The organism is Salicola sp. Rm-C-2C1-2 (assembly GCF_040196175.1).
GTDB lineage: Bacteria > Pseudomonadota > Gammaproteobacteria > Pseudomonadales > Oleiphilaceae > Halospina.
The window spans coordinates 160,282-172,169 of the sequence record NZ_JBEFNF010000005.1 but is presented as its reverse complement, the minus strand read 5'-3'; the positions used below and the strand labels follow the sequence as shown (position 1 = coordinate 172,169).

At 58.9% G+C, this 11,888-nt stretch carries 11 protein-coding genes; 1 reads left to right on the top strand and 10 read right to left on the bottom strand.

The genetic code is table 11. The features are described 5' to 3' along the window. Nucleotides 1-6: 6 nt before the first annotated feature. The 9 genes from AAF659_RS10445 to AAF659_RS10405 all read right to left on the bottom strand — a co-directional run bounded on the left by AAF659_RS10445 (nt 7) and on the right by AAF659_RS10405 (nt 10,493). Nucleotides 7-510 (bottom strand): hypothetical protein, encoded by a 504-nt coding sequence (locus tag AAF659_RS10445; protein ID WP_349751691.1) that lies wholly within the window; start codon nt 508-510, stop codon nt 7-9. A gap of 100 nt (nt 511-610) precedes the next feature. After that, nucleotides 611-1,939 carry a tetratricopeptide repeat protein gene (locus tag AAF659_RS10440; RefSeq protein WP_349751690.1) on the bottom strand — a complete coding sequence of 443 codons (1,329 nt, stop codon included), beginning with the start codon at nt 1,937-1,939 and terminating at the stop codon, nt 611-613. A gap of 4 nt (nt 1,940-1,943) precedes the next feature. After that, nucleotides 1,944-2,576: an energy transducer TonB gene (locus AAF659_RS10435; RefSeq protein ID WP_349751689.1), complete on the bottom strand. Its 633-nt coding sequence runs from the start codon at nt 2,574-2,576 to the stop codon at nt 1,944-1,946. Next, a complete protein-coding gene (locus AAF659_RS10430) occupies nt 2,576-2,992 on the bottom strand; it encodes an ExbD/TolR family protein (protein WP_349751688.1) in 417 nt (138 codons plus the stop codon). Before AAF659_RS10430 ends, AAF659_RS10435 begins: the two co-directional genes overlap by 1 nt. A gap of 10 nt (nt 2,993-3,002) precedes the next feature. Next, the gene (locus tag AAF659_RS10425) at nt 3,003-3,536 is read right to left on the bottom strand and encodes a MotA/TolQ/ExbB proton channel family protein (protein WP_349751687.1); all 534 of its coding nucleotides are present in this window, start codon (nt 3,534-3,536) and stop codon (nt 3,003-3,005) included. A 12-nt stretch (nt 3,537-3,548) separates the two neighbouring features. Continuing rightward, nucleotides 3,549-4,940 (bottom strand): MotA/TolQ/ExbB proton channel family protein, encoded by a 1,392-nt coding sequence (locus AAF659_RS10420; protein ID WP_349751686.1) that lies wholly within the window; start codon nt 4,938-4,940, stop codon nt 3,549-3,551. Continuing rightward, nucleotides 4,937-5,740: a DUF3450 domain-containing protein gene (locus tag AAF659_RS10415; protein WP_349751685.1), complete on the bottom strand. Its 804-nt coding sequence runs from the start codon at nt 5,738-5,740 to the stop codon at nt 4,937-4,939. Before AAF659_RS10415 ends, AAF659_RS10420 begins: the two co-directional genes overlap by 4 nt. 167 nt (nt 5,741-5,907) lie before the next feature. Beyond that, complete coding sequence (locus AAF659_RS10410; RefSeq protein WP_349751684.1) at nt 5,908-7,347, bottom strand: beta-helix domain-containing protein; 1,440 nt, start codon at nt 7,345-7,347, stop codon at nt 5,908-5,910. Between the two features lie 59 nt (nt 7,348-7,406). Further along, nucleotides 7,407-10,493: a TonB-dependent receptor gene (locus tag AAF659_RS10405; protein ID WP_349751683.1), complete on the bottom strand. Its 3,087-nt coding sequence runs from the start codon at nt 10,491-10,493 to the stop codon at nt 7,407-7,409. Between the two features lie 281 nt (nt 10,494-10,774). On the opposite strand from AAF659_RS10405, the gene AAF659_RS10400 reads away from it, so the two are divergent. Then, nucleotides 10,775-11,071 carry a hypothetical protein gene (locus tag AAF659_RS10400; RefSeq protein ID WP_349751682.1) on the top strand — a complete coding sequence of 99 codons (297 nt, stop codon included), beginning with the start codon at nt 10,775-10,777 and terminating at the stop codon, nt 11,069-11,071. A gap of 93 nt (nt 11,072-11,164) precedes the next feature. Here the strand turns inward: AAF659_RS10400 and AAF659_RS10395 are convergent, their stop codons facing one another. Next, entirely contained in the window at nt 11,165-11,776 is a 612-nt protein-coding gene (locus tag AAF659_RS10395) for a methyltransferase (RefSeq protein WP_349751681.1), read from the bottom strand. Nucleotides 11,777-11,888: the final 112 nt, after the last annotated feature.

Below are 11,888 nucleotides of genomic sequence, written 5' to 3'. Positions count from 1 at the left end.
TTGCGTTCATTCAGGGTTGCTGTTTTTTTCCAGAGCCTGATTGATAAGCCGAAGTGAGGCTTCTACAAAGTGCTCCAAGAGCGGCGAAAACAGCGTGGGAATCTGCTCCCGGAAAACCCGCCAGAGCCGGGCATTCTCTTGAGAATTCATCAGAAGCCGCCGTTTGGCGACGCCTGGCCTGCGCAGCGCAGCCACCATATCTGGCGCGGGCTGTTCCAGCTGGACGCCGATACCCGGGCTGCGTATGCGCCGAACCCGCGCCATGTGGCGCTCATGGCGTTCACCGTCATTACCGCTGATGAAAAGATGAATCTCCACGGGCAGAGTCGGATCGCGGGTCAGGCGTTCAATGACGGACTCTGCCGCAACGCCTTCCAACCACATGCCCCGCTCACACACGTTCGCCACCTGACACGCGGTAGGACCACCCCCCTGCACCACCAGAAGAGCATCATGACGCAGCTCATGGCGTGTATGACGCCGACGTCCCCGTTCCGTTTTCCACGGCACACTCGCAATCTCTCGCCTTCTCTTCGGGGTCACAAGTGTAACGGCTATGACGTTGTAATGCTGCCTGAAAACATCAACGAACCACGATTCGGATCACGCTTTACGAGCTTTTTATGCCTGATGTCGCTGACGCTTCAAGCTGTTCGCGACGCTTCTGCTCTTTCTGAACATAGTCATGCCACTGGGTGGCCATTTTACGGGTATCCTCAAACCCACGCGCCTGTTCCAAGGACTGCAGACTCTCGCTGAACCGTTCGAGATGGTACAGAGCAAGCCCGCGCACGACGTGCGCACGCCCGAGACGATCAAAGTCGCCACGCTCGACCGCCCTGGCGGCGTACTGCTCGGCCTCATCCCAGTCCCCCAGATCCGCGGCGACCTGAGCCATCCGCAGGTACAGCTTGCCATTGTCTGTCTTGGCTGCCGCCTGCTTGAACGCATCGATGGCCTTATCGTATTCCTTGGCTACCAGGAAATTGTCACCCATTCGTTCCAGGTTCTCTCTCGTGGCTTCGATCCGGCCCCCTTCAATGCCCTTGCGCAGAACCTCAGCCGCCCTGTATGGACTGTCCTGCGAGGCCATCAGCTGTGCAAGACCGACCAGCTCAGACTCCTTGTCCAGATACCCTTTTTCGTAAGCCGCCTCACGAACCGCAAGCTGCTCCGCCGGTCGATCAAGCTCGCCATACACGGACGACAGCTGCATCAGATAGCTCTTCTGGGGATATTCCCGAACCAGAATCTCGAGAACACTTGCCAGCCCCTCGTAGTCCTCCTGTTGGTACAGAATCCCGCGCTTCAGCAGATACCAGTTCTTGGCAACCTGATCACCGCTGTTGTGCCGAACCTCAATCGCCCTGTTGATCGCATCAAGCGACTGACGCCAGTTCTCCTGCCGGTAATGAAGCTGCGCTTTCAGAGCATAGGCGTTGGCACCGGGATCCTCCTGCAGAGCGAACCATTCATCCAGTGCCTCCATGGCCGCCTCATAGCTGCCCCGCACCATTTCCACCCTGGCAAGGCTGTACCAGGTGTCCTGCTCCAGGCTAAGGGGTATATCGGTTTGCTCCAGAAGCTTCCGGTAGGCGTTAGCAATGGCCTCATTATCGCTTCTCTGGTGGTGGAGAAACGCCGCCAGATTCCAGCGCATGGCGCGTTCGTAGCTATTGAGATTAGCCGGATCCATCCGCTCCCAGACCTCAAACGCGTTTTCGAGCTTTCCCTTGTCCGCCAGCTCCCGGATACGACTGAAACGTTTGTGAACGTTCTGCCGCATGGCCGGCGTCCGGCGGACATTGTCGTCCTCTTCCGCATGGGCCTGGTTGGTCAGCCCGGCCGGGACCATGTCCGTCACCGGAACAGGCTGACCAAGCACAAACGTGACCGCGATCAGCGGCAGGCCGAGTGTTCTTAAGCCTGGAGTCTTCATAATGTCACCTCCCATCCTCCATTTCGAAACGGATGATGTTGCGCACGCCCGCGACCTCGACGGCTTCTCCGTTAACGGTCTTGGGCCGGTACTTGAACTTTTTGGCCGCCTGCTTGGCCGCCTCGTCGAACACGCCCTGGGGATCCGCCTCAACAACGCGTGGGCTCTCAACATTGCCGCGCTGGGTCACGGTGAACTCCACCACCACGTAGCCCTCAATCCCCCGGCGCAGCGCACGCTGCGGATAGTTCGGCTCGACTTTGACGATGGGCAGATATTCACTGTTGCCGCCGCCGGAGACACCGGCACCGATGTCCAGACTGCTGTCCATGGCAACATCGCCAATGCTCAGACCACCGCCGCTGGTACTGGCCTTCTGCTGTGTCTGCTGGGGCGTTTCAGGCTCCGGCGGTTCCTCCGGAGGCTCTGGCGGCTCGGGCTTGTCACGCTGCTTTTCCTTGACCTGGTTCTGTTCCTGGACGCGCACGAAGTCCACGGTATAACGATCACTGTCCTCACCCAGCGCCGCGGTGCCGGAGGCAACCAGCTGCTGCATGAGAAAGAAGACCGTAAAGGTTATGGCGGCGCCGACAGCCAGCGCTGCGAGGAACCGCCCCAGAATGCCGACTCCGCTCATTACGGCTCCTGCGCTGCAATGGACACGTTGTTAACACCCGCCTCCCGGGCGGAATCCATAACTGAAACCAGATGCCGAGTGGCGGCCTCCTGGTCAGCCTGGATCACCACCGACCCCTGGGGGTTCTGGGCATGCAGGCGCTCGATATTGGCCCGGACCGACGCCGGCTCAACCTTGCGCTGGTCAATCCAGATGTCGCCATCGGGGCCGATGGCCACAAGGATGCTGGCCTGGTCCTGCTGGTTCGCGGTGTTGGCATCGGGCCGGTTCACCTCCAGTCCGGACTCTTTCACAAAGGAAGCGGTCACGATGAAAAAGATCAGCATGATGAAGACCACGTCCAGCATGGGCGTGACGTCGATGCTCTCCTCTTCTTCGGCTTCCTGACTGGCGAATGATTGGAAACGTCTGCGCATGATTCGCTACTCAGTGGTCAAAGGTCAGTTGGTCTTCGAGCCGCGTGGCCTTCAGCCGCGCGTTGCGCTGAAGCACCGTGATGGCGAAGACACCCGTTAGGGCCCCCACCATTCCGGCCATGGTCGGAATGGTGGCCTTGGAAATGCCGGAGGCCATGGCGCGGGCGCTGCCGGTGCCCATTACCGCCATGACGTCGAAAACCTCGATCATGCCGGTAACGGTGCCCAGCAGCCCCAACAGTGGGCAGATGGTCACCAGTGCCTTGATCAGCCCCAGCGAGCGCTGGAGCTCCTGATGGACGCTGGTAACCATGTCCTGGCGCACCTGGTGGGCATACCAGGACTGGCGCTCGGAGCGCGCTTCCCACTGGTTCCGCACCCGGTCGGCCAGGCGCCGGAACGTCAGTGCAAAGAACAGCCCGCGCTCAATGATGAGCAACCACATGACAAAGATGACCACCATGATGAAGCCGAGCACAGTGCCCCCGCGCTCCAGGAACTGGAGCACCTGGTTGTAGGCTTCGATGAGCTGTACCGGTAGCATCTTCGGGCCTCCTCAGGCGTTCGCCTCGGTGGTTCCAGCGCCCTCGTCATCACGTCGCGCGATGATGCCGATGGAGCGCTCTTCCAGAAGCTGGCTGAGACGCTTGCTCCGGCCCTGAACGACGGTGTGCAGCAGCACTGTGGGAATGGCCACCGCCAGGCCCATGACCGTTGTTACCAGCGCCTGCGAAATACCCCCGGCCATCAGCTTGGGATCGCCCGTGCCGAACAGCGTGATCGCCTGGAAGGTGTTGATCATACCGGTAACGGTGCCGAGCAGCCCCAGCAAGGGCGCCACCACTGCGATGATCTTGAGCACCGCGAGGAAACGGGTCAGCTTGGGTGACTCCTGGGCAATGCTCTCACTCAGCTTGAGCTCCAGAGTCTCGGAATCCTTGTGCTTGTTCTGCTGATAGACCTGCATCACCCGGCCCAGCGGATTGTTGGGGTCCGGCTCATCGCTGCGCGCCTGGCGGTTCACCTTCATGGTGATGATGCCGAGCGAGACCAGCCGTTCCAGCGTCAGCAGCAACGCAAAGGCGCCCAGTGCCAGAATAATGTAGCCGATCACACCGCCCTGGTTAATGCGCTCACGCAGGTCCGGAGTCTGCAGCAAAAGCGACAGCAGCGAACCGCCCGAGGGGTCAAGCCAGAAATCTTCACGCTCACCCGGGTCTGCATTGACGAACTGTGCGGCGGCGGAGACGTAGCGGTCAGCCGGTTGACTGGGGAGCTCAACCAAGTTGCCGGTGTCGCTCTCCCAGTTGAGATACCGACCCTCGCCATCCAGTATGTTGAACGTACCAACGCGGATAACTTCCCGTTCGCCCTTCTCGCCAGTGTTGCCGACCACTTCGGCGTTATAGCGTTCGATTTCGCCGGAAGCGACCATCTCTTCCTGCATGCGGTACCAGAATTCTTCCAGCTCACGGATAGTTGGCAGCTTGGACGATGAACCAGCTTTTTTGATCAGCGCCTGAAGGAACTCGCCACGCTCCGGGTACTGAGAGCTAGTGGGTGACGTCTTCATTGTAGAACGCACATCACTGCCGACCTGCTGAAGCACGCCAAACAGCTCCTTGAGATCACCCGAGCGCTCATCAAGACGCTGTTGCAGCTCCCCGATCTTGGTCTCATTGTCGTCGAAGCGATTTTCCATCGACTCAACCTGGTCCTTAAGCTCAGCCAGACGGGCCCGGCGCTCCTCCAGACGCTGGTCCTGCTCGTCGCGCTCTTCTATGAAACGCTCCAGACGCTCACGCTGCTCACTGGCATCCTGGGCCTTGCCCTGGCGCACCAGCTCCAGCAATTCGCCGAGGCGAGCCCCACGATCGCCGTTGGGCGCCTGCGCCAATACCGGCAGACTCAGGCACAGACACAGCATTAAAATCAGAATACGCTTCATTGCTCAGCCTCCTGTGGCGCGCTCAGCGGCAGCCGGATCAGATCGGGCGCAGCCTGTTCCCGGGCGATGCGCAGCCCTTCCTGAACCTGGCTGTTGTAGGTGGCGGGCAGGGTCTGCCACTGCTCCTGCTCGTTATCCCAAACGCCGCTGGTGCTGCCATCGAGCGTCTGATAGAGCAACCCGATGCGCCCAATACGCAGGAAGTCCACCTGGCGCTCGTCACCGTTCTGGGCCAACGTACCCCGGTAGGCCTCGATGGTGCGCCCGTATTCGATTTCCTCCTGGTAGACCTCCAGCAGGTTACGAAACTTCTCGGCGGTGCTCACGTCCGAGCGGTCCATGGTCTCCGCGATGGCGGCAACCTCACCTTCACGCTTTTCCTTCAGGAAGGGCACATCCAGGGCCACGAACTGCTCCAGGGCGTCGACCATCTTGAGCATGAGCGGCGTAATACGGCGCTCTGTCTCGGTGACCTCGTCGATGGACTGCTCCAGGTCCGCCATTTCCTGCTCCTGGCTTTCGACCTGGCGCTCAAGCTGAGCCAGGTAGATTTCCAGGCCCTCAATCTCGCGGTTGACACCCCGGTAGGCTTCAACCTTGTCGCGGATTTCACTATCCAGCTCGTTAATGCGCTGCTGCATCTCGCGGTTCTGCACCAACCGGTCTTTGCCGGTCTCAACGATCTGCTCCAGCGGTTCATCCTGCGCCTGCGCGGCGCTGCCCAGCGCCATTCCCAGCACGGAGGCCGCGAGCAGCGAGCGAACAGGCCGCCAGGGCCAGCGAACACTTGCGTGGGTCATCGGAACTCCTGGTTCATCGGTTTAATTCAGGCGGGATGATGACAGCGGGATGTTGCAGTTACGTGACAGCAAGACTTCAGAAATATGAAAACCCGCGCACCGGGGATGGTGAGCGGGCTCTGCAGGGAAGGACCGGCCCAGTGAGGCCGGCAATCGGATGGGTTATGTTACAGGGTGCCTTCCAGGGTCCAGCCTTCGAACCAGAAGGGGCTGGAGGCATCCGGATCCACTGCACCGAGATAATCGGTCTCGTCGAGGAAGTTCATGTCCGCTGTCGCATCTGCGGCATCCCCGGCATTTTCCTGAACGGTTCTGAAGTTCTTGGCAGAACCCAGGGTCGAGTTGGCCGAGGACGGCTGGAAAGTGTTTTCGTCCAGCATCGGATCTTCATCGAAGACCGTATTGGAACGGTTGTTGTTCAGGATGGAGTCAGCGAACTCATTGGCATTGCCGTCGTCATCGTCGCCCGCCGTATTCGCGGCGCAATTGAAGATCACGTCGTCATAGATGAGTTCATCGTTGTTGATTTCGTTGTTCTGGTCATCCACGTCGAGGCAGACATCACCTGCATCGTAGATCGCATTGTGGATGAAACCACCCATGCCCTCGCGATGCAGTGCGTTGGCACCGGCACCGGTTGCGCCGACGATTGTCAGGTTGGCAATGGTCGGACGGGTCCTCGGTGTTACGTCGAAGCCACTGCCGTTGTTGTCGCTCTCGATCCCCCGGTCACTCTCGGAGTTCTTCTTGACGATGGCGTACTGAATGTTGCCCTGCCAGCCAAGATCGAAGTCGATGCTGTCGTCCAGGTTGTCGGTCAGTACGAGATGGCTCACCTGGGCGGTGCCGCCGAAGAACTCGATGCCGTCATCCTGGTTGTCGTTAACCTGGATGTGGTCGATGGTCGTACCGCTGCCAACGCCAAAGAGCGTAAAGCCGTTCAGCTCTTCACCGGGTGCGACCTCGAAGCCACCCTCAGTGATCCGCACGTACTGAACCGTACCGCTGCTGTCATCGTTGCTGACGCCATCGTTCGCTGTCGGGCCGTAGATGCCGAGACCAGCCTCCGCATCAACGTTGTTACCCGGGTTCGCCTGGGCAAAGCCCTGGAGTACCAGGCCGCCCCACTCACCGGCGCCCTCGAGGTCGTCATCCTCGGAGCTGAACGTAATCGGGTTGTCCGCAGTACCCGCCGCGTCAATCTTGGAGCCACGCGTGATGATCAGCCAGCTGTCGGCTCGCCCGCCACGGATGTCAGTGCCGGGCTCGATCGTGAGCGTCAGGTTGTCGGCTTCGGACTCCGTATCAAATGTCGCGGAATTGCCGTTACCGACTTCAATCTTGCCGTCCAGGATCCAGCGAATGTCGCTGGTCAGGGTCCGGTTTTCTTCGATGTCGTTCTCAATTGCACAGACGTTGGTGCCGTCAGAGGTCTGGGCTTCCGGCGATGTCCACGCCGGGCAGGTACTGACGGTGCCACCACCCCCGCCGGAACCACCGGAGCCGCTGCTCAAGTCCACGTTCACATCGTCGCCGTTGTTACAGGCGGTGAGGGCCGCCATCGAGCCCATCAGGGCCACTGCGCTTACCAGTTTTTTCTGTTGCATGGGGACAACTCCTTGCTTGCTTGAATGGCACCGGGTGCCGTCGTTGGTTTAACCGTTGCTCAGAATCGCCAGTCGGCGCCGACGCTGACGCTCATACCGGGTTTGTATTTAAAGAAGGTGTTCCCTCCCTGGGTGAACTCTTTTTCTTCATCCAGAAGGTTCTCCATTTTCGCCTCGAGGGTGAGGCTCGGCGTGAACGTCTTCTTGTAGGTCACATCCACCTGGTTGACCGGTTCCTCGATCACACTGGGCAGATCCCCGCGGGATGCGTCCTCGATGCTCTCGCCGTTACGGTTGAACAGGAGGGTGACTTCCTGACCGCTATCGAGGTGGTCATACCCGATCGCGATGTTCAGAGTGGACTCCGCCTGACCCTGAAGTGCGCGCTTGTCGCGGTTCTCAGTGCTTCGCTCAGGCAGTGTGACCTCGGAGTCGATCAGACTCCCGTTTGCCTGCAAGAACAGTGTCTGGCTGAGTGAGTCATCCAGCTGGAACTCCTTGCGGAAATCCACTTCTATGCCGCTAATCTCGCCTTCCTGGGCATTGGCGAAACTCCGGGTACCCTGCAGTGCGGAACCGCCACTCGGGATGATGATGCGCTCGATGGGCTGGCTCAGGTCCTTGTAGAAGGCACCGACCGTGAGGGTGTCGGTCTGGGACAGATACCACTCCCACCGGACATCGAAGTTATCCACCTCGGAACTTTCGATCTCGGGGTTACCCCTGACCGTGAAGCCGAATACCGGGTCAAAGAAGCTGGCATTCGCCATTTCCTTGAAATCCGGGCGCGCAATGGTCTGGCTGTAGCCTAAGCGCAGCTGCATCTCGGGATTCATGAACCAGGTGAGGTTGGCGCTCGGAAGGACATCCGTCTCGTCAAAGCCTGTTTCCACCGGATTACCGTCGGTGTCGAAGGTATCCACGCTCTGTTCAGCGGATTCCACCCTGGCCCCTGTCACCAGCCGGAAGCTGTCGTAGAGGTCCATGTCGGTCATCAGGTAGGCGGCATTGATGTCCAGATCGCCTTCATACCGATCAGAGGGCGCTGTCAGGTTCTGGAGTACGAACTGGTCCTCAGAAATACTGGGGGCATCAAGGGCATCGTCAGCACCCGGCGTGGGTTGCTCACGGATCAGATCGAGTTCCTCCTGGCGATCGCCACGCCAGTCATAGCTGAAGCGCGCGGTTTCGGATTCACGTCCACGCCGCGTTATGCTGAGGCCAGACTTAAGATCCGCCATTATGTTGGTGCCCGAGTAGGCCGGCAGGGTAAGGTCGACACTGGCATCATGGTTCTCATCCGTTAGATCGTCATAACGGCGTGAGAAAGCGGAATCATTAAATACTAAGCGCCCGTCGTTGCTCTTCAGGTCGTCATAACGAATGGTCCGCCGGTCCGGTGCGTAACGCTCGGCCAAAGAGTAGGTATACTGCCACTCCACCAGGAGCTCGTTGTAATTCTGGAAAAGATGCTCACCAGCCAGTTGCTGGGAGAGGAACTGCCGCTCCTCGTAATTGAACTCAACTTCTCTGAGCTGCTCTCCGTTTTCCCCAGAAACACCGCTTGTCTGCCGGGTCTGGGTCTGGGTTTTGCGTGAGAAAAGAGTGGTCGCATCCAGCTTGTGGTCGAGACCGAATTCCGCGCCCAACGCCAGCATGCCACCCAAGTCCACATTGTGCTCGGATTCTACAAATTCGAACTGGTTTCTCGAGCTCAGCTCTCCATCGCTCCCAGCGGCGGCAAAAGTATTCTCCTCACCACCGTCCTTGATGCTCCAGCTATTGTCGTAAGATACAGCTCCGTAAACGCCATAAAGGTTATCGCCCCGCTGGATCTCCTGACCGCCGCTGAGGCCAATAGAAACGTCCGGATTGGCAGTTGTTTTTTCCGCTTCCAGATTGCGTTTGAAAGACTGTCCCAGAAGCTCGGTTATCTGTGGGTTCTCATATTCCTGGGGATTGATACGCCCGAAAGCCGTAAGTCCGTTAACCAGCCCTGGCATTTTGCGAGTGCCGTCGTCGTATCCCAGAAGATCGGTATCACCATCTGCGGGATCCGAGATAACACTATCGCCGGTAATACGGGTATTGCCTCCCAACCCAACAGACAGTTCCAGAAAGTCTTCTTCAGGCGAAGACCGGGTTTCGAGCTGCACGTTGCCGGCAGAGCTGTTACCGGGCATATCAGGGGTGAAGCCCTTACGTACTTCGACCTGATCCAGAACGCCCGCCGGGAAAAGGTCGAGCGGTGTTGTGCGCCGGCTGGGATCGGTACTGGGCAACGAGGACCCATTCAGTGTTGTAGTGGTGTAACGTCCCCCAAGGCCCCGTATAAAAACGAATTTGCCCTCGGAAACGTTGACCCCAACGCTGCGCCGGGTGGCATCCGCAGCATTGGAATCGCCAAAACGGGCCAGCTGCTCACTGCCGATGACGTCCAGAACTGATTCGGAGGCGCGCTCCTGCTGCGACGCCGTATCCGGCTGATAACTGGCCACGGCGGTAACCTCTTCAAGCTGACCGCCACCAGCACCCGCGGCGCTCAGCTCATAACCCACGTTGGTGGTGACGTTCGCGACCACTCGCACATCATCAGCGGTGATGTTGCCGTACTCGGGGTGCGTAACCGCGAACTCATAAACGCCGCGTGGCATCTGAAGTTCAAAGTTGCCGTTGGCGTCCGTGGTTGCTGAATAATCCGATCCGGGGACCGAAATGCGGGCCCCACTCAGAGCCGCACCGGTCTCACGGGATTGGATCTGACCGGCCAGAATGCCCTGCGGCTCACCTTCACGCTCTGAGAGACTTTCACGCGGGTCGTAGGTTTCAACGCTGATCTGGGGATCGCCTTCGTCCTGAAGGCGGACCGCAACGTCTGCGTTCTGGTTCTGGCCACTGCTCAGGCGAAAGGCGCCAATTTCATTTCCGTCGCGGTTCAGAAGAACGCGGTAGCTGCCCTGTGAAAGATCCATCTGCGCCCGACCTGACGCATCGGTAGTTGCTTCACTGCCGTTCAGCTCAACCGTCACGCCCTGCGCGGGGCCATCGTCTCCGAATACATACACCAGAAGCTCACTGGCCTGAACGCTGGGACTCAACGCCGTCATGGCGAGAAACCCCCACAATGCCGTGGTCTGTCGTTTCATCTGCCTGCCTTCTCTGTCGTGACTTGAACGGGAAGGGGCTGTGCCCCGCTATGAAACGCACAGTAGAGGGCAGTTATGACAGGCAGGTGACAGAAAGGTCATTTGAAAGGGGATCACCCCCTTTCGTCACAAAAACTTCATAGAACTGAAACAGAAAGAGCCAGGAAGCGACGCGCTGGTTTCGCTCGGCGATCAAGATCAACACACCCTGTGTCACGAAATCGTTACAGCCGTTGGTTAAGGTGCCTTTTCAACAGCAATGCTGTTCAAGGGAGGTCCTGATGGGCACAGCCAGTGTTGAGATCCACAGTGAGGTTACTCATGCCTGTAAAGCGGTGCAGCAGGTTGATTTTGTCCCGGAGGAACAACTTGAAATCATCGCCACAAACGTATTTTTACGGGTAAAGAAGACCAATGACGGCGATGGGGATACAACGCTCATCAGCGGGATCAGGGCTGCTCTTTTCGATCATGTAAACAGCCTCGGTATCCGGGGTTTGCCGATGAGACAGGGGATCAGCGAGCGCCTTGATGGGCCGGTTGATCTTTCCGATGCGCGCAGGGGCGCATTCGATTAGGTATTTGCTAACTTGGACTGACCCGTGGCTTCAGTCACGAGATGCCTGAGCAGCCGCGCTGCATGAATCCACGAGCTCCAGTGGCTGTCTCCTTCACCCCAGTCGCTCAAACCAGGCAGTCTGGGTCGGCGCGCCAAGTTCGGGATCCGCCTCACCAACCCCGCCCGTTCTTACATGATAACCGTTACGTCTGGCAACGCCGCTTACCCACTGGCGGAACTTATCCCGATTCCACTCAAACCGGTGGTCGGGGTCGCGGAACTCGCCCGGAGACAGATCGAAGAGCGGATTGTATTCAGAGTTAGGGGTGGTAATGACGACGATTCCCGGCCGGTATAGTTCAAAAACCGCCCGTTCAACCGTCGACAGGTCCCGTGGCTGAACGTGTTCGATGACCTCCACCATGGTGGCTGCATCAAAGCCAGTGCAGGCTGGATTGGGTTCCTCGAATGACCCCCGGATAAGCTGCACCCTGGGCTTCTGCTGCTGTAGCCAGTAGGCAAGACGCTCGCGCGCATTGCGCAACGAAACCCCGGAGGACTCCAACCCAACCAGGCGATCAAATTGCCCCAGCTGCAGGCATCGCTGGAGCAACGCGCCCGATCCGCACCCCAGATCCAGAACGCTCTCAGCAGAGCTCTGAATCAGCATTGATGCGACGTGATCGAGGCGGACCTCATGCAGGTTACTGGTCTGGGTATCCATGGTGGAGGCGGCTTCAGAGAAGGGATCAATAGTCTACGGGCCCTCCAGCACAACCGACAAGCGTTCAGCGTTCCATGTTGGGCGGATAGCTGTGCTAATCTTTCAGATATCA

Excerpts from the sequence above, each read along its gene's own strand:
- AAF659_RS10440 (WP_349751690.1), bottom strand. The coding sequence starts at position 1,939 with ATGAAGACTCCAGGCTTAAGAACACTCGGCCTGCCGCTGATCGCGGTC.
- AAF659_RS10435 (WP_349751689.1), bottom strand. The coding sequence starts at position 2,576 with ATGAGCGGAGTCGGCATTCTGGGGCGGTTCCTCGCAGCGCTGGCTGTC.
- AAF659_RS10430 (WP_349751688.1), bottom strand. The coding sequence starts at position 2,992 with ATGCGCAGACGTTTCCAATCATTCGCCAGTCAGGAAGCCGAAGAAGAG.
- AAF659_RS10425 (WP_349751687.1), bottom strand. The coding sequence starts at position 3,536 with ATGCTACCGGTACAGCTCATCGAAGCCTACAACCAGGTGCTCCAGTTC.
- AAF659_RS10420 (WP_349751686.1), bottom strand. The coding sequence starts at position 4,940 with ATGAAGCGTATTCTGATTTTAATGCTGTGTCTGTGCCTGAGTCTGCCG.
- AAF659_RS10415 (WP_349751685.1), bottom strand. The coding sequence starts at position 5,740 with ATGACCCACGCAAGTGTTCGCTGGCCCTGGCGGCCTGTTCGCTCGCTG.
- AAF659_RS10410 (WP_349751684.1), bottom strand. The coding sequence starts at position 7,347 with ATGCAACAGAAAAAACTGGTAAGCGCAGTGGCCCTGATGGGCTCGATG.
- AAF659_RS10405 (WP_349751683.1), bottom strand. The coding sequence starts at position 10,493 with ATGAAACGACAGACCACGGCATTGTGGGGGTTTCTCGCCATGACGGCG.
- AAF659_RS10400 (WP_349751682.1), top strand. The coding sequence starts at position 10,775 with ATGGGCACAGCCAGTGTTGAGATCCACAGTGAGGTTACTCATGCCTGT.
- AAF659_RS10395 (WP_349751681.1), bottom strand. The coding sequence starts at position 11,776 with ATGGATACCCAGACCAGTAACCTGCATGAGGTCCGCCTCGATCACGTC.